Source organism: Pseudomonas sp. TE4620 (genome assembly GCF_056279045.1).
In genome coordinates this window covers 2996647-3012010 of sequence record NZ_JBWBQO010000001.1, presented here as the reverse complement: position 1 = coordinate 3012010, position 15364 = coordinate 2996647, and the positions used below count along the sequence as shown (strand labels likewise).

At 57.7% G+C, this 15364-nt stretch carries 19 protein-coding genes; 11 read left to right on the top strand and 8 right to left on the bottom strand.

Annotated features, from left to right (window positions below; all coding sequences use genetic code 11):
• Positions 1-54 precede the first annotated feature (54 nt).
• Positions 55-900: a DNA adenine methylase gene (locus tag ACZ9A3_RS13930; RefSeq protein WP_476252813.1), complete on the bottom strand. Its 846-nt coding sequence runs from the start codon at positions 898-900 to the stop codon at positions 55-57.
• Positions 901-991: 91 nt separating this feature from the next.
• Between ACZ9A3_RS13930 and ACZ9A3_RS13925 the strand changes: the two genes are divergently transcribed.
• Positions 992-1768: a hypothetical protein gene (locus tag ACZ9A3_RS13925; protein WP_476252812.1), complete on the top strand. Its 777-nt coding sequence runs from the start codon at positions 992-994 to the stop codon at positions 1766-1768.
• Between the two features lie 102 nt (positions 1769-1870).
• Here the strand turns inward: ACZ9A3_RS13925 and ACZ9A3_RS13920 are convergent, their stop codons facing one another.
• The 5 genes from ACZ9A3_RS13920 to ACZ9A3_RS13900 all read right to left on the bottom strand — a co-directional run bounded on the left by ACZ9A3_RS13920 (position 1871) and on the right by ACZ9A3_RS13900 (position 4568).
• Positions 1871-2149: a hypothetical protein gene (locus ACZ9A3_RS13920; RefSeq protein ID WP_476252811.1), complete on the bottom strand. Its 279-nt coding sequence runs from the start codon at positions 2147-2149 to the stop codon at positions 1871-1873.
• A 209-nt stretch (positions 2150-2358) separates the two neighbouring features.
• On the bottom strand, positions 2359-2685 hold the full coding sequence (locus tag ACZ9A3_RS13915) for a hypothetical protein (RefSeq protein WP_476252810.1): 327 nt from the start codon (positions 2683-2685) through the stop codon (positions 2359-2361).
• Between the two features lie 248 nt (positions 2686-2933).
• Entirely contained in the window at positions 2934-3425 is a 492-nt protein-coding gene (ssb, locus tag ACZ9A3_RS13910; protein WP_476252809.1) for a single-stranded DNA-binding protein, read from the bottom strand.
• Between the two features lie 10 nt (positions 3426-3435).
• Positions 3436-3933: a siphovirus Gp157 family protein gene (locus ACZ9A3_RS13905; RefSeq protein ID WP_476252808.1), complete on the bottom strand. Its 498-nt coding sequence runs from the start codon at positions 3931-3933 to the stop codon at positions 3436-3438.
• The gene (locus ACZ9A3_RS13900) at positions 3930-4568 is read right to left on the bottom strand and encodes a hypothetical protein (protein ID WP_476252807.1); all 639 of its coding nucleotides are present in this window, start codon (positions 4566-4568) and stop codon (positions 3930-3932) included. Before ACZ9A3_RS13900 ends, ACZ9A3_RS13905 begins: the two co-directional genes overlap by 4 nt.
• Before the next feature lie 151 nt (positions 4569-4719).
• On the opposite strand from ACZ9A3_RS13900, the gene ACZ9A3_RS13895 reads away from it, so the two are divergent.
• Both ACZ9A3_RS13895 and ACZ9A3_RS13890 read left to right on the top strand, forming a co-directional pair.
• Positions 4720-4908 carry a hypothetical protein gene (locus ACZ9A3_RS13895; protein ID WP_159388570.1) on the top strand — a complete coding sequence of 63 codons (189 nt, stop codon included), beginning with the start codon at positions 4720-4722 and terminating at the stop codon, positions 4906-4908.
• Between the two features lie 174 nt (positions 4909-5082).
• Complete coding sequence (locus tag ACZ9A3_RS13890; RefSeq protein WP_476252806.1) at positions 5083-5934, top strand: hypothetical protein; 852 nt, start codon at positions 5083-5085, stop codon at positions 5932-5934.
• Between the two features lie 88 nt (positions 5935-6022).
• On the opposite strand, the gene ACZ9A3_RS13885 is transcribed toward ACZ9A3_RS13890, so the two are convergent.
• Positions 6023-7366: a hypothetical protein gene (locus ACZ9A3_RS13885; RefSeq protein ID WP_476252805.1), complete on the bottom strand. Its 1344-nt coding sequence runs from the start codon at positions 7364-7366 to the stop codon at positions 6023-6025.
• A gap of 113 nt (positions 7367-7479) precedes the next feature.
• On the opposite strand from ACZ9A3_RS13885, the gene ACZ9A3_RS13880 reads away from it, so the two are divergent.
• From ACZ9A3_RS13880 to ACZ9A3_RS13845, 8 genes are all read left to right on the top strand, one after another.
• Entirely contained in the window at positions 7480-8745 is a 1266-nt protein-coding gene (locus ACZ9A3_RS13880; protein ID WP_476252804.1) for a phospholipase D-like domain-containing protein, read from the top strand.
• A 294-nt stretch (positions 8746-9039) separates the two neighbouring features.
• A complete protein-coding gene (locus ACZ9A3_RS13875) occupies positions 9040-9483 on the top strand; it encodes a hypothetical protein (RefSeq protein ID WP_476252803.1) in 444 nt (147 codons plus the stop codon).
• A gap of 136 nt (positions 9484-9619) precedes the next feature.
• On the top strand, positions 9620-9793 hold the full coding sequence (locus ACZ9A3_RS13870) for a YhfG family protein (RefSeq protein WP_476252802.1): 174 nt from the start codon (positions 9620-9622) through the stop codon (positions 9791-9793).
• Positions 9794-10183: 390 nt separating this feature from the next.
• The gene (locus ACZ9A3_RS13865; RefSeq protein ID WP_476252801.1) at positions 10184-11092 is read left to right on the top strand and encodes an NAD synthetase; all 909 of its coding nucleotides are present in this window, start codon (positions 10184-10186) and stop codon (positions 11090-11092) included.
• Complete coding sequence (locus tag ACZ9A3_RS13860; RefSeq protein ID WP_476252800.1) at positions 11089-11526, top strand: hypothetical protein; 438 nt, start codon at positions 11089-11091, stop codon at positions 11524-11526. Before ACZ9A3_RS13865 ends, ACZ9A3_RS13860 begins: the two co-directional genes overlap by 4 nt.
• Positions 11527-11551: 25 nt before the next feature.
• Positions 11552-11989: a hypothetical protein gene (locus ACZ9A3_RS13855; RefSeq protein WP_476252799.1), complete on the top strand. Its 438-nt coding sequence runs from the start codon at positions 11552-11554 to the stop codon at positions 11987-11989.
• Positions 11990-12019: 30 nt separating this feature from the next.
• Entirely contained in the window at positions 12020-12892 is an 873-nt protein-coding gene (locus ACZ9A3_RS13850; RefSeq protein WP_476252798.1) for a hypothetical protein, read from the top strand.
• 95 nt (positions 12893-12987) lie between these two features.
• Complete coding sequence (locus ACZ9A3_RS13845; protein WP_476252797.1) at positions 12988-13740, top strand: sulfite exporter TauE/SafE family protein; 753 nt, start codon at positions 12988-12990, stop codon at positions 13738-13740.
• A gap of 3 nt (positions 13741-13743) precedes the next feature.
• Here the strand turns inward: ACZ9A3_RS13845 and ACZ9A3_RS13840 are convergent, their stop codons facing one another.
• Positions 13744-15081 carry a ferredoxin reductase family protein gene (locus ACZ9A3_RS13840; protein ID WP_476252796.1) on the bottom strand — a complete coding sequence of 446 codons (1338 nt, stop codon included), beginning with the start codon at positions 15079-15081 and terminating at the stop codon, positions 13744-13746.
• Positions 15082-15364: the final 283 nt, after the last annotated feature.

The following is a 15364-nucleotide window of genomic DNA, read 5'->3' as shown; positions in this document are numbered from 1 at the left end:
CCGAGACATGCGAACAGGTCGATTGCTGTTGTCATGAAAATCTCGCTGTGGTGTTCAGCTGCCGAACAGGCTGATTTGGCTGCTCGATCGCCGGCATGCGGCGTTTAGCCAGAGGCATTCGGTACGACAGGCTGTTCCTCTGCCGGCGGAGATGCGGGCCGAAGTGGCGTATTTAGTCCAGCCTGCCAAGGTGTCGTCGTAAAGTTCACTGGGGTAGCCGGATAGTGCGACCATTCCTTCTAGCTCGAGCAATGACTTGAGTAGTTCAGCATGTTGGGTGTCGTCCATCTCATGGCGGTAGTAGCGGCCACTCTGCGCATTCTTGTATCTGGTCTCATGCACATACGGCGGATCGACGTAGTGAAGAGTCGTCCTGGCGTCGTGCGCCTGCATGACCTCGATCGCCGGTCGGTTTTCGATGAGGACGCCTGTGAGGCGCTGCCCTATCGTGGCGATCGACTTGGGATACTCAAGCCAGAGTGACTGGGCAGTGCCGTACTCGCGCTTGGTGTCGATACGAAACCCGGTGATGCCTTTTGTCGCACCGGCTGAGCCGAAGCCCATCTGCGCCCTGATGATCGTGCGTCGTGCTCGTTCAACTGGATCCTCGGCCGGCTCCCAGGCGCGCTCGAACTCCTGTCTGGCATATGGGGTTAGGACCACTGCTTCAAACAGCGCTGCCCGGGTGTGCGGAGCCTGCAGGACTCGGAACAAGTTCACGATGTCCCCGTCCAGGTCGTTGTATACCTCAGCGTAGGAGCGTGGCTTCTGCATCAGGACGCCTGCGGCCCCACCGAAGGGTTCGACATAGCAGGTGTGCCGCGGGAAATACTGGGTGACCCACGAAGCCAGCCTGAACTTGGATCCGTGATACCGGATCACCGGCGCTGAGATGGTCATGGGAAACTCCATTGCAGGCGCCGCCCTCGCCGGGGTGGCGTGATTCGTTGAAGTGGGGTAATGATTGGCATACCGAACTCGGAGGATTGATATGGCTATCTGCGCGCATGATGCTTGCAAGTACGATTTTGAAGTTGACTTTGGTGGGCGGCCTGAGGAATTTGTGCTTCCGTGTCCGCGTTGCGGTAGCTTGAATATGTTCCGTAAACAGCCAAACTTTCGCCGTGCCCCTGACACACCTAAAGTTGTTTATCGCTACTTTGGAGAAGAGAAGTATGCTGATGCACTGGTTGCTGGTCAGCTGTTTATTAGCACACTCGAAACGTGCCGGAAGTACGAGGACCCACTTCAAGGAGACCCCGAAGAGGGGCATGAGCGATACCATTCAGGCCCTCCGGTGACGGGAGATAGCTCGGATCCTGTATTTAGGCAATTTGCAAGTAATCTGGGAGTGGAGCTGCAAGGGGTTCAGGGGCTTACAATTAGAAATGTGACTAAGAATACGCGACTTAGTGACGCTTATGTGCTTTGCACTACACTAGGTTTCAAGTCAGGAGGGCTGTCGGATACTTTTGGTAAGTATTGTGTTGAGATTTTTGATGTTGAGAGTTTCTTTTTAAGCGTGTGTGGCGCTCTCAGTGAGCATTGGGGTGTTAAGAAAGGAGGAATGGGCGCGGTGACTTATCGTGAGCGGGCATACTCAGGGTTTGATGAACCTCCAGGCGCGATTGGTTTTGTGAAGCCGCCTGATAAATATGCCGACCAGAATGAGTTTCGGTTTCTTTGGTTTAGTGACACTAGCGAAGTCCTAACTCCTGGCGTTATAGAAATCCCAGATATAAAAAGGTTCGTGAAGAGAGTGTCGTAAATTTTGACATTTTCGATTGCAATCTACCTGCGGTTTGCAAGCCGCTGGGCGGCAGGTTGATCCATTGCTGGCGCCGGCCGTGCCGGACGCGGTTCATACGCTTCACTTCAGCTTCCCTCGCAAAGGGAAATCGATGCCGTGGTCATCGATCAGCCGGACCAAGTGGCCGTAGCTGATGCCAAGTTTCTGCGCCACCTGGTTCCGGGTGATGCCGGTACCGGCCAGGGTCTTGATCTGCTGGCAGTGCGCCGCCCTCCGTGGCCGGATGCGGCATGGTGGCAATTTGGTTTGGGATGGGGTATTACGGGTGACCGGCATGGGGCCGGATTTGGAGGCATGAATGGATTTGTCGAGCGTAAAGCACACGATAAAGTTGAGCACCGTTGAGCATTCGGGGTGTCCGTTTTGCTCGTACAGTTTCGGAAAAAGCCTCGACTGGGATATCAATCATCTCTTGAAGGAGCATGATGGATTGCTCGTTCATGTTGGTGCCGAGTCGGTTAATGGGGCAGATGAGCCTTCGTACCACTCCACTGTCGCCATTCTCGGGTTCTCGGTAGCGCCTCCTGAGCGCACTGTTTCGGCAATATTCAGTCCTCGTGTACCGCCTCAGAGCTGAGCGCTTTGAAAGATTCGCGCTGATAGGCAAGCTCTAACTTCCGCGCCACAACCGAAGAAACCGTGATTTCGTGGCGCGGTGGTTCGAGCAGCGGCAGCGCGCCGCCCGGGCCAAGCCCGTGCAGGTGATGAATCATCAGCGTCATCGCCTCGCCCTGTTCCTCGATCCCGGCCCACTCCATCAGTTCCAGCAAGGCCTGCTTAGTCCCTGGTCGAACCTTCAAGCGCAGATCTTCTTCCTGCACCTTCGCGGACTTCTCGCGCCTGCGCCGGTCGCGCTCGGCCTGGTCCATCGCCATATGACGCCTCCTTTAAACCGCTGGGCGGCAAGTGAACATGCAGCTGCCGGCGGCGCTGCTGGGTGATCTTCTGGATGCGTCTCATGGGTGGCACACCTCAATTGGCTTCTTGTTCGTAGAGCCAGAGGGCATGACCACTAGTAGACGCTTGTTTCCGCGATACACGCCCCAGGGCCGACCAGTGGACGTGGCCATGGCTGCCGCGTACTTCACGGCGGGGATGGGCTGGGCGATTGTGGCGATCATGGCTACGCCCCGGACAAGTGATGCAGCGGTGCGAAGGGGATGTCGTCGTCGAAGCTGTCGTAGTCCGGGCCCGGGGCGCCTTGCTGATTCTGCTGTTGTGCCTGCGGACGGCTCTGCTGGCGCGGCTGTTGAGGCCGAGACTGTTGCTGCTGGCTTCCTTGCTGCGCCTGCTGCGGCGGGCTGCCGGCGAACTTGATGATGATCACGCGGCCGGTGAGCTTCACTCCTTGGGAGTGATCGGCCTTGATGTAGGTCTCGACGTGGGCGTCGTCGATGGTGAAGTGCAGTTGCTGGCCCTTGAGCAGGTAGGGCGCCATGGCTTCGGCCTGCTTGCCCCAGAGCGTGGCGTCGACCCACTGAGTGGGGCGCTTGCCATCTTGGCCTTTGCGGCCATATTCGCAGGCCAGGGCCAGGTTGCAGACGGCATTCCCTTCAGGCGTGTAGCGCAGTTCAGCGTCGCGGCCCAGGCGGCCGATATCGGTAAGTGTTGGCATGAGCTATCTCTTATTTGATGCGGATCGAGGACTTGCCTCGCTCGATGTGAGCGCCTTTCACGACCTGCCCAGATTTAATGCGGTCGGAAATGGCTTTCTTGTCGGGGACAGTCGTCACCCTTGAGTCAACCAAGTCATCGGGAAGAGCTTTTTCATCGTCGATGATTACCGACTCGCGACCTTTGGCCAGGGTGATAGTGAAAAGAGGGCAACTGATCTTCGTTATGTTTGCCGCCTCCATGTTCTCGCGCAGGAAGTCAATGATCTGGCCCTTGCGGTTAGACATGATCCGTTTGCGCTCTTGAAGACGATTGATTTCCGCATCAACAGCTTCGATGTCTCCATCCATGTTCAGGATGATCCGGCTTACTGCCAACGCCTTGTCGTTGAACTCGGCTTCGATCGCGCCCATGGTGTCGCGAACAGCTATCGCCATATCTTCGTCGGCGCCATCCATCAGAGCGGCAAGCTCCTGGAACTGGCCGGTCAATTCGTAAAGGGTGCTCATGCTGCGGCTCCCTTGCTGGCAAGGTTCGCTTCCAGAATGGCCTTGCGCTCATCGAAAGCTTCGGCAAGGCGCCGCAAGAATGCCGCTTCATTACGAGCCACTGCGCTTTTGACGTATCGTGTGTTGAGCATTTTTAGCTCATGCATGGATACTGCGCCGCTCATGGTTTCAACGGCAGTTTTGAGCCATTCCAGCCTTTCTTGCTTCTGACGCTCTTCCTCGGCGGCCTTGTCTTCAGCCTTCTCGATAGCAACCTCGCTACGAACCGTTTCGACATATGCGGCGTCATCAAACATGCCCATATGAATATCGGCGGCAAATCCGAGGGGTTGGAGGCATTTGCCGATGGCGTCAGTGAGGGACTTTTTCGCCGCCTCCCAATCGGTGATGATTTTGCCTTGTTGAAGCAGTACGAAAGGTGTGTGCCCGTAATGCTGCACCGTGCACTTCTGGCCGTCCTTGCCCAGATACCAGAGCTCAATCTTCAAAGTGTGCAGCTTGGCGTTAATGCGAGGGGCATCCGGCCACTCTTTTGTCGGAGCCTGGAGTGGACCACCTTCGTCGAACCGATCCTCAAGTACCGTCCAGCCCCAGCCTTCACCACAAGGACCGAACACTTCGGTCGCCTTGCGCATCAGGTAGGTTGGTTTGATGGCGGTGCCCGATGCAATGCGTGTTGGAGAAGGAGTCCGCCGGAAAGCTCACCGCGAGCCGTAGCGACGACCCTGCCAGCTCGACCAAGCAAACCGCCGCCTAACCCATTCCAACCGCAAGGAGCAGCCCCGCATGTACGCCAACCGCAATCACCTACATGACCGCGAGATCAAGGTCCGGGTCGATGAGGACACGTTTGAACTGATCCAGGCGCTGGCGAAGTTCCATCGCACCCAGCGGGCAGTGCTCTGCCGCGAACTGCTGGAGGCTCAGCTGGCCGCCCTGGCTTCGGAGAATAACGGCGATCAGCACGTGGCCTGAAGGCCCGTAGCGGCATGGCCAAAGCCTTGGTGGAGGATGTGGCTCACGCCATGCTGGACCGGCCGCAATGATGCGCTGATTGGCGCCAATCAAGGTGTGCTTGCATAGATGGCTAGCAATTCGCCATTATCGCGGGAACGCCTTGATTTCCAAGCCATTGTGAAAGGACCTCTCATGCCTAGTGCCAACCAAACCATCGCCGACGCGGTGGCCAACGCCCAGTCGATTCTTGCTCAATGGGTTCCGTCAGAGGGCATAAGCGCCGAGCAGGCGCTGGATGAGTTGTTGGGGGTGTTGGACAGCCGTACGTTGCTGGCCGCGCAGCGGGTGCAGGCAGGGCCGTATCACAAGGGGGTCGATCCGCAGCTGTTGGACCAGCGCTCGAAGGTGACCTTCGATCTGCTTTACAAGTATGGCGTGCTGGTTGATCCAGAGTCGTTGAGCGATGAGGTGGTTGAGCGTCTGTATCCGCGTGTCAATTACCCGCGACTGGCCTACGGCGCCACCTTGCGCGACTGGAGCGATGCGGTGTTGGGCGAAGGCGAGCAGGTGCGCTTCTTTCTGCCGCAGTCGCCCAAGCGCAACACCCATTTGGCCACGGTGCAGTACCTCAGCGGTGAGGCTAAAAGCTTCATCGGTGAGTTGGTGCGGGCGGTTGAGATTGAGGGGGAACCAGGTTCGGACGCGGCCTCTACAGAGGTAACGGCCAGGGTCGAGGATGAAGACTTCGCGCCAGAGTTTTTGGCCGAAGCACAGCCAGCGTTTGCGCTGACCGAAGAGGCCGAGGCGATTACTGCGGGTGGGCAGCGCGGGCTCAATACCTTGCATTCACTGATAGAAATGGGTGAAGAAGATGCGCGCTGGTCGCCAGCCGTGGTGGAGTGTATCGGCAAGCTGCTGGACAAGCATGATGGTGATGAGGAGATGGACACCCTGGAGGCGATGATCCAACTGGTGGACCGCTTGGACCCCATGGTACGCAAGGCTCGCGAGGTGCTGGATAAGGCTCGGGCTGAGTCGGCGTGAGTGTTGGGAGGACTGACGAGCGCGAATTCGTGATGTAGGGGCGGGTGTCCGAGCACTCAGTGCTTGGTCACCCCTGTATATCGTTAACTCAGTCCTGCGCTTCGTCTTCAAGCAAACGCAGCACCAGCGGCTCGATATCCAAAGCGCCTTTATGGTTAGCGTCCAGCAACTCGAGGTTCAACACCCAGTGCTTTTTCCCACGGCTGACTAGCTGAATCACCCCGAGATCCTCAAGGATCGCAGCCAGGCGGCTCGACTCAGGCACCCGCGGTTGCCGGTTGATTGCCTGGTAGTAAGCGGTGCCGATGCCTTCTTCGCTGGTGCCGGCCGGCACGCCGTCGGCGCTGTTGGCCAAGGGGAATTGCCCGCGACCGAACTGCTGCCACAGGTAGTTGAGGGTGTCGTTGATTACCGGCAGCGGGTAGCGGGTGATGCTCGTGCCGCGGGCTTCAAAGCCCTGCTCGGTCAAGCGATAGAGAAAAGCCTTGCGCTGTTTGGGCGTCCAGCCTTCAGTCCAGCCCAGAGTTTGCACGATTACCTCGCTCTGGCTGGTAGCCTTTGGCTGCGAATTCGTTACCGTACCGCCGCCCAGGTCGTAGCCGATCATGAACAACGCCGCTTCCAGGCGTCGCAACGGGCTGCTGCCTGTACCGTCGTCCTGGTTGAAGCCGCTGTGCTTTGCATTGTCATGGGCAAGTACCGCCGCCAGTATCTGGCTGGCGCGGATGTTCCACTGCGCGTGCAGGGTGCCGGCCTGCAGCGGCGGGAACTGCAAGTTGCCCTGGGACGGATCGCGCTGTTTGGATATGCCCTTGTTCGGCCTGGCCGACGCCCAGGGGAAGGCCAGGTGGGGCGGTACCTGGGTAAGTTCAGGCTTGACCTGCTTGCAAAACTTCACCACTGCCCAACCCAGCGCGGCAGCAACGCGGCTGTCGTAGATCACCAACTGCTTGCAGATCAGCGAGTAGACCTTGGTCATGCCGGCGTTGAAGCGCAGCTCGGGGTCCAGTAGCAGTTGATGGTGCAGAGCACCGCTGTCGATTGCGTCGCGGGTGTCGATCAACAGCTGGGCCAAGCCCTCGGCATTGTTGGTCAGCCAACTGACGTTACCGTTTTGTACGCCACCCCAGATCATCACATCAATGGCCGCGCGGCTGGCGGCAAGGTCATCAGGCGCGGGCGCCAGGGCGCGTTGCAGTTGCTGCTCAAGCGCCGTCAGTGCGCGGGTGTTGCTGGTGATGTCGCTGCCCTTGTCGATGTCCAGGTGCGCAATCGCCGGGTGCGGCCAGTGGTAGGTTTCATAGGCGTTGAACAGGCTGCTGCAGTGCCAGGGCTCGCCACTCATGCGGTTCTGGTAGCCGTGGGCGAGGGTGGCGTTGTCCAGGTTGGCGCTCATCCATGCAATGAAGGCATCGAGCAGGGGCTGGGCCATGGCGGTTTCCTTGTAGGGCGGCTTGGGCGTGCGAGGGGCGGGATTTTGGGCTAATCGGTTGATAGTGGCAATGTAGTATTATCGGCAGAGACTCGTACAAGGAAGCCGGACGATTGAAGTTCACTAGCAATATCGTGCCGCTGATAAAAGAACAGCTGCAAAACGACAAGGTTGATCTGAAGATTTTCTCGCCGTACCTGACCGGTTCGGTCGCGCTGGAGATTGCCCAGCTGGGTAAAAGCGCCAAGGTTTATACGTTGGTCAATGTGCAGGTGCTTGCGTCGGGTGCCTCCAGTTACAGTGCCATCAAAGCCCTTCTGAAGAAAAAGGTCCCGGTTTACTACCTGCCCAATCTTCACGCGAAGATGGTCGTTGCCAAGGACCGCTTTGTGACCTTGGGCAGCCAGAATTTTACCGAGCGGGGTGCGAGCGCGAATTTTGAGACCAACGTTCGCGTTCTTGGGGTCAGCAAGGGCGTTGAGGCATTGGTGGCGAAGATGGAGCGTAAGGCCACTTTGCTGACGTCGGGCTTTTTGGAGTCGGTTAACAATGCTGCGAAGGCGCTGGCTGGCAAATACGATGCGTTGCGCAAGCAGGCCGAAGAACTGGATCGCGACTTGATTGCTGCCGAGAAATCGCGCGCAAGTGCGCAGCGCGGCGAGCGGGCAATCGATGCCGAGGTTCGCTCGGAGTTGGCCAAGCGGCCGCAGTCCAACCCCAGAAAGTGCACCATCGTTTCGCGTTACGATGAAAAAAACGCCAAGCTTCAACACTCGTTGAAAGGCGAAGAGCTGTTGACCTGGTCCGTCGGCAAGGCCCCTCACGAGCTCAAACCTCAGCACCGCTATTTGTGTATATCCGGTGCCGGCAAGCTCGGCTGGGTCAGGGTGAACAGGACGGTGTACTCGTTCATCGAAAACCAGATCGATATGGAAAAGGGCGAAATCAGAGGCCAGGTGCAGTGGGAGGTTGGCGTTGATGCAACCGAGCAGGCGTGCAAGGCGAGGAGGGGCGGGTACAACTTGCGTGTGGCGGTTGCTGACCACCAGGGTAATGAGCTGTGCCATGTGTTCATGCGCTACAACACCGAAGACCTTGATATCGATCCTGCCGTCTTGCTCAGGAGCACAGACACGCCCAAAGCGCCGATTGCCGAGCGACGCAAGGCAGCCGAATGGATCAACGCCAATACGCAGAGCTTCAAGGAAGATATCAAGCGAATTATCACGACACCGTTCAAGTTCCAGGAAAAACTGACCGGCGATCGAGCGGACAAGTTCTTCGGCGGTGATGGAACTTCGCACCTGCTCTGCCTGGTCGAACTGAGCTCAAACGTAGCGTTACAGGTGATTGACCCGGTGGAAACAATGGCTGGGTAACAGGTCTACAAGCGCTCTCAGGGTTTCTTCCTACAAGGTATTGTTTTCATTCTTATTTTGAGTGTGTAGGACGACATAACCGGCAAAAATACATTTCTGAAACGTTGATTTTTAGCTGCTAAAACTAGGCCGTTCGAGCGCCTGCAGCCTTCGGGTTTGCAGGCGCTTTCACGTTTCAGGAGACCCCATGAACGACTCAAGGATGAGCGGGCTTGGCGCGAGCCCGTCGCAGTACTTTGGGGGAAGCAGTGCTGTACAGTCAGTAGCGCTTAGCCTAGTCGAGGGAAGTGAATCGTGATCAGTCAGGCCCAGATGTGGGTATTTATTCGTCGATTCTACCCGTGTTTGATCGGTACATACCTATTGGCACTTTTCGCTACGGCAATGGCTACATTAAGCGTAATCAATACCTATTTTTTGAAGCACGCCTACGAGTCAGAGCTTGCGATGGGCATGCTGGCGGTCGGTACGCTGGCGATCACGTTAGGGACCTTCATCCTGATTCGTGGTCGCACTTGGGCGGTATGGATGATTGTTGTGCTGCTGTTTGTTTGCTTCCTTGCCACGCTCTCAACCTACGGTCGGTCATCTCATATGCTTCTGTTTGTGGCCTCATTGACTGCATCCTTGCTCGGCTTGCTAATTATCAACAGCCGACGTTACCGCCAAATGTGCAAACGTGTGTTGGTCATACGCAGGATGCGGAATCGATGGCTAGCAAGCGGTGATAAAGCATGATTGGCAAGGTAAGCAGTACAGGCTTGATCGCGGGGCAAGCCAGCTCCCACCGTGGCCGACAGAGGTTAGATGGAGAGGGGATGGTCGTTCCTAGAGTTGTTGCCCAGCGTCATTGCCCAGCCATGAGGTCAGTCCTTTGAAAGCGCCAAGCTTGCACGCCAAGAAAGCCCATTGCGCCAAGACACGTCAGTCCAATTATTCGGCCAGCCTGCGTCTCGCAGGCATCGATGTCACACCGGATGATGCTGAACGCAAGCTACCTGCCCGTGAAGCGATCCTCGAAGTCTATCGACAACAAGCCAAGGGCTAATTCTGGATCAGTATGGGGTAGGTCAGGATCCATACCGCTATACCGGTATGACGATTCAAGACGGCACTCTGCTGCGCGCTTAAGATTTGTATCGAGTGTCTGGCATGACTATTGGCACGACTTAAACCGTGTGCATAGCAGACGTTTGTCGTATCACTCGTGTACACCGGTCCAGGATGTCGGCAACTAGCAATCTGATGGGGCACGATCATTCAAGCATAAAAAGATGCGTCCTACGCCCCCTTCGTTTACTTCCTCTTTTGAGCGTGTAGGACGACACACACAGCAAAAATACACTTCTGAAACGTTGAATTTTAGCTGCTAAAACTAGGCCGCTCGAGCGCCTGCAACCTTCGGGTTTGCAGGCGCTTTCACGTTTCAGGAGACCCCATGAACGACTCAAGGATGAGCGGGCTTGGCGTGAGCCCGTCGCAGTACTTTGCGCGCCAGCGGATTGAAAGCCTGGTCAATGTGCCGAGACTGTTTGCAGCGATTGATGCTGACCCCGGGATCGTCGGGGCGGGGGTGGTGTATATCGATGCGGACTACAACGTGGTGACGTTGCGGGAGTTTCGGCCGATTTGTAGTGTGCTGCCCAAGCGGGTGGTGTTGCGGGAGGTGAAGCGACACTTGGCGCCAATGCAATACGTGGATCAATTGGTGCATCACCCCAGAGAGTCACAGGTTGTAACGGAAGCGTTGAAAACTTCCGTGACATGCGCTGGGGCGGTGATAGCGCTACGGGCTGTACTTGATGGTCCGGCAGTGAAGTTGTTTTCGCCCCCTATTGCATTGGCGATCAAGATCGTCGGGACGGTGGTCGCGGGCGCTGGGTTATTACTGTGTGGCATTGGTTCAGTCAGTACCGCTCTAGAGATTCATGATCCTGAGCTCAATGACAAGATGATGGAGCAGGAGTGGTATCGAACGATAGTCCCTCTGCTCGATTTGATTTCTTTGCTGGGGGCTGCCGTCTCAACGCATGTGATCTTGCGATACCTTCAAATGCGAAAGGCTGCCACAGGGAACAGCTGGTTTGATCTTAGTAGGCCGCTGAGTCGTCAACAACGCAAAGCGTTGACCAAGGAAATTCTATCGATTCGCCATCCGTCATTGACTGCTAATCAGTTGAAGCTGAAAAAGCACTTGGAATCGCTTCCGAAGCGTTACTCCAATACAGAGCTAAATAGCATCACCCTTTCGATGATCAGAGACGCAGTTGGAGTGGCCTTGGCAGTGCCGGGGAGCGCAATTTTGTACAGCATAGTCGTTGCATTGTATGAGGAATTTGAATCGTGACTTATCCCGTGAGGAACAAGAAATTTCTGAATCGCTACTTCCCCGTATACGCCGCAGCATTGATGCTGAGCTGTTTTTCCTTCTCACTGGCGATAGCACTCGCGAGCCTGCTTCATTTCAAGACCCATCCCGACCTACCCGAGTACATCATTTCTTCACTCGTGGTCTGCTCTTTGCTGCTGAGCGTGGGCAACATGCTTCAGCTTCGAGGGCGGCGCTCCGGCATGTGGCTTGTCGTCATGGTGCTTGGCGCGTGCATGCTACTAACTCTTTCCACCTATGGCCCCCGCACGCCCATGCCACTTTTTACCCTGGCGCTGTTGGCACCGTTGCTGGCTCTGCTTTTGTTCAACAGCGAGCGACACCGCGAGATGCGACGGCGGCTGATGAGGTTGCGGGAGAGGGAGAACCGAGGACGGGACGGGTTCACTTAGCAAGTCCGGCAAGGAGAGCGAGCCAGTGCTAGATCTAGCGCAATTGCCGGCCTTCATACGCCGATACTACCCCGTGCTATGGACCGGCTTTTTCCTTGCCGTTATATCCTTCACCGCTGCGTTCATCCGCTTGGGAGAGACCTATTTCGCAGGTGATCCCAATCGGCCGATCTACATCGTTATCATGCTCATTCTAGGCTCATTCACCCTCGGCATCGGCCAATTCGCTGTAATACGCGGCTACTCATCCGGAAACCGTGCAGTAGTCGGGCTGTTGCTCGTTTGTCTGGTTGCCGGCGTGCTGACCTATCCCTTTGCTCACGATGCACTCCTGGCAGTGGCTTCAGTAATTGCCCCCTTGTTGGCGCTGTTGGCGTATAACAGCCGCCGTTATCGAGAAATGAGCAAAACCCTGTCGGATATCCGGCGCAATCACTTCAAGCCTGTGTCTGGCAAACGATAAAATCGAACCCTCACCCTCAAAGGTTCACGGATGAATCACCAAGAACAAATCAACGCGTGCCTGCGCCGCAATTTTCCGCTGCTGACCTTGAGCTGGTTGCTGTCCGTTGCTTCCCTCATGAGCCTGATGCTGGTGATTAACGGCGCACACTCTCTGAGCGCCATGAGTTCATCCGACATCTTGCGCGGCGTGAAGAACGGCGTGGTTATCCCGACCCTGCTGCACCTCTTGCTGGTGTGGGGGAGCACGCGGTTGATCTGGTGGTTGGTGGCACTGCTGGTGTGTTGCTTGCTGGTCGCTTTGGGGATGTATGCCCAGCGTCCACCTGGGCTGGTTTATTACCTGGCGCTTTTCTGTCCCCTGGCTGGCCTGCTGGTGTTCAACAGCCAGGGCTATCGGCGGCTATATGCAAGGTTCGTCGAGATCAGCAAGGCTCCGCGAGCCAAGCGCTTGCCGGGGCAGCCTGTGGATGTGTTGCGGTATCCAGGGATGGCGGCGTTTTTAAGGCGCTACATGGGCCGATCTTTCGCCGCGTTTTTCTTGACCATGGCCTCTATTGCGCTGGCAACGGTGCAGCTGGAGTACGCCTACTTTGCCGGGCATCTCGAGAACATGGGGTATGTGCTGATTGTGATTTTGCTCGGGGCGGCGGTGTGTGGCGTAGGCGCTGGTCTGATCGCTAACGGTTTTGCCTGGGGGGTATGGTGTCTCGTTGCGGTTGCGGTGACGAGTCTGCTGATGGCCATCGCCAGTTTGGGAGCCGGTCTCCATCTGTTTTTTTCCGCGACGTCGATTGCACTGCCCTCGGTGGCGCTGGTTTTGTTGAACAGTCACCACCATCGGCAGTTTTGTAAACGTTTTGCGGTGCTGCGGCGGTTGCGGTTGCGTAAGGCTGGTAAGTGATCTGGCGGCCTTATCGCGGGGCAAGCCCGCTCCCACTGTAATAGCATGTGTGCCAGTTCTGATTCTCCGTCATCACGAAAAGGACGCCACTCCTCATGGACCCTCTTTACCTGATCGCCCTCGGCGCCATGGTCGCCGGCTTTGTCCAGGGCCTGTCGGGCTTTGCCTTCGGCATGGTCGCGATGTCGTTCTGGGCCTGGAGCCTGGAGCCGCAGGTGGCGGCGGTGTTGACGGTGTTCGGCGGGCTGACCGGGCAGTTGATTGCGGCGTTCAGCATGCGCCGGGGCTTTCGCTGGGGATTGTTGTGGCCGTTTGTGCTGGGCGGGCTGGCGGGCATTCCCATGGGGGTGTGGGTGTTGCCTTACCTGGATATGCTCTGGTTCAAGGCGGTGTTCGGCACCTTGCTGGTGCTCTGGTGCCCGTTGATGTTGGCTGCGCCACACTTGCCGCGGGTGCCCGGTGGGCGCCTGGCCGATGGGGTGGTGGGGATGGCCGGTGGGGCGTTGGGCGGCATCGGTGGTTTTACCGGTACGGTGCCGACGCTGTGGTGCACGCTGCGCGGCTTTGATCGCGACGCGCAGCGAGCGGTAATCCAGAACTTCAATCTGTCGATGCTGATGGTGACCATGCTCACATACCTGGGCACTGGCCTGGTGACCTCGTCGATGCTGCCGATGTTCGCGGTGGTGGCGCCGGCGATGCTGCTGCCGACGCTGATCGGTACGCGGGTATACATCGGCATCAGCGAGGTGACCTTCCGCCGGGTGGTGCTGGGCCTGTTGACCCTGTCCGGGGTGGCGATGCTGGTGGCGGCCGTGCCGGGGTTGCTGGCGCGCCACGTGCTCTGATCGTCAGCGCATCTGGAACAACTCCTGATGGAAGTCTTTCGGCTTCAGCCCATGGGCTACCAGGTCGTCACGCAGGGCCTGGCCAAAGTCCGCAGGCCCGCAGTACCAGAAACTCGCCTGCTGCCAGTCGGCAATTTCCTTGCGCAGGCGTTCGCCATTCAGCCGGCCATCCTGGCCAGACACACACAGGTGCAAACGCACGCCCGCAGCGGCCGCGTCGGCGCGCAGGTTGTCGATGGCGTCGGCTGCATACACCCCGCATGGATGAAACAGGTCGATACTGTGTTGCCGGTCCGGCTGCAGCGCCAGTTGCTTGAGCCGGGCCACGAAGGGGGTGATGCCAATGCCGGCCCCAATCCAGACCTGCCGGGGCTTTTGGTCTTCGAAGGTGAAGCAGCCGTACGGGCCTTCCACTGTCACCGGGTCGCCTTCTTTCAGCCGCGTTGGCAGTCGGCGGGTGTGGTCGCCCAGGCCTTTGGTGATAAAGCGCAGTTGCGCCGCTTGCGGGTCCCAGGCCGAGGCGATGGTGTACGGGTGCGGCCCCTCCGATTCGGATGAGGTCACAAAAGCAAACTGGCCAGCCTGGTGCCCGGGCCAGCCCGCTTGCAGGGCGATGTGGGTTTCCAGCAGGTTCGCCTGCGGGTAGTGGATCAGGGTCTGGATCTGGCCCTGGACCTTGCGCTGCTTGCCGATGCGCTTGAACAGTGCCTGGAGCGCCGCCAGCGTGCCGCCGACCAGCAGCAGTGCGGTGACGATGCCGATGGGTTGCAGCCAGTAGTCGAACTTGAGCAGCACCACGGTGTGGAACACCAGCACCAGATAGAGCGCCGCCAGCACCGTGTGGGTCTTGGCAAACCAGTGGTACGGGAAGCGCTTGACCAGGGCCAGGATGATCAGCACGCCGATGGCGTAGAACGCCCATTCCCCCAGGGTTTCAGCCAGGCCGCGCTGGCTGCGCAGTGCCTGCTCGATCGCGCCGAGTTCCGGCGCCGCGCCGCCGCCCTTGGCCGGCTTGACCAGCCAGCCCCAGCCAACCGCCCACTTGGTGCCCTTGGCCCAGACCCAGTGCACGCTGGCGAATATCAGGGCGCTGATGCCGAGCCATTTGTGCAGCCGGTACATTTTGTCGAGCCCGCCCAGCAGCGGTTCCGGGCGGCGTGGGCGCACGGCCAGCATCATCGCCACGCTCATGGCGGCGATGGCGATGACGCCGGTGTATTGCACCAGCACTGAACGTAGCGAGAAGTAAGTCAGTGGGGTGGGCACAAAGGTATCTGCCAATGCCCATAGCAGGGTCAAGCCGATGAACAACGACCACAACACTATCTTGATGCGCTTCAACTCTACTCTCCACCGTGAATGGTGTAGACATTCTCGGCATTAAACGGGCAGTTGCGGGCATCTGTTGATAGGTTAACTAGTTAAATATTGATATAGATCAATCAGTTAGCGATTAAGGTGAGATTTTTCGCTGGACTTTGCTGTGAACGTTACTCATTACGCCTTTAGCGGATCGCCACCGGGTTGATAGTCGACGGGGACAATCAGCTTTGCCCTGGGAGCACGGATGGCCGGGTTTTGCTGAGCTATGGCAACGCTGATAGCATTCGGCCATATTCTACGG

Bases quoted from the DNA above. Each gene is read 5' to 3' on its own strand.
- ACZ9A3_RS13930 (WP_476252813.1), bottom strand. From the start codon at position 900: ATGACCATCTCAGCGCCGGTGATCCGGTATCACGGATCCAAGTTCAGG.
- ACZ9A3_RS13925 (WP_476252812.1), top strand. From the start codon at position 992: ATGGCTATCTGCGCGCATGATGCTTGCAAGTACGATTTTGAAGTTGAC.
- ACZ9A3_RS13915 (WP_476252810.1), bottom strand. From the start codon at position 2,685: ATGGCGATGGACCAGGCCGAGCGCGACCGGCGCAGGCGCGAGAAGTCC.
- ssb (WP_476252809.1), bottom strand. From the start codon at position 3,425: ATGCCAACACTTACCGATATCGGCCGCCTGGGCCGCGACGCTGAACTG.
- ACZ9A3_RS13905 (WP_476252808.1), bottom strand. From the start codon at position 3,933: ATGAGCACCCTTTACGAATTGACCGGCCAGTTCCAGGAGCTTGCCGCT.
- ACZ9A3_RS13900 (WP_476252807.1), bottom strand. From the start codon at position 4,568: ATGCGCAAGGCGACCGAAGTGTTCGGTCCTTGTGGTGAAGGCTGGGGC.
- ACZ9A3_RS13895 (WP_159388570.1), top strand. From the start codon at position 4,720: ATGTACGCCAACCGCAATCACCTACATGACCGCGAGATCAAGGTCCGG.
- ACZ9A3_RS13890 (WP_476252806.1), top strand. From the start codon at position 5,083: ATGCCTAGTGCCAACCAAACCATCGCCGACGCGGTGGCCAACGCCCAG.
- ACZ9A3_RS13885 (WP_476252805.1), bottom strand. From the start codon at position 7,366: ATGGCCCAGCCCCTGCTCGATGCCTTCATTGCATGGATGAGCGCCAAC.
- ACZ9A3_RS13865 (WP_476252801.1), top strand. From the start codon at position 10,184: ATGAACGACTCAAGGATGAGCGGGCTTGGCGTGAGCCCGTCGCAGTAC.
- ACZ9A3_RS13850 (WP_476252798.1), top strand. From the start codon at position 12,020: ATGAATCACCAAGAACAAATCAACGCGTGCCTGCGCCGCAATTTTCCG.
- ACZ9A3_RS13845 (WP_476252797.1), top strand. From the start codon at position 12,988: ATGGACCCTCTTTACCTGATCGCCCTCGGCGCCATGGTCGCCGGCTTT.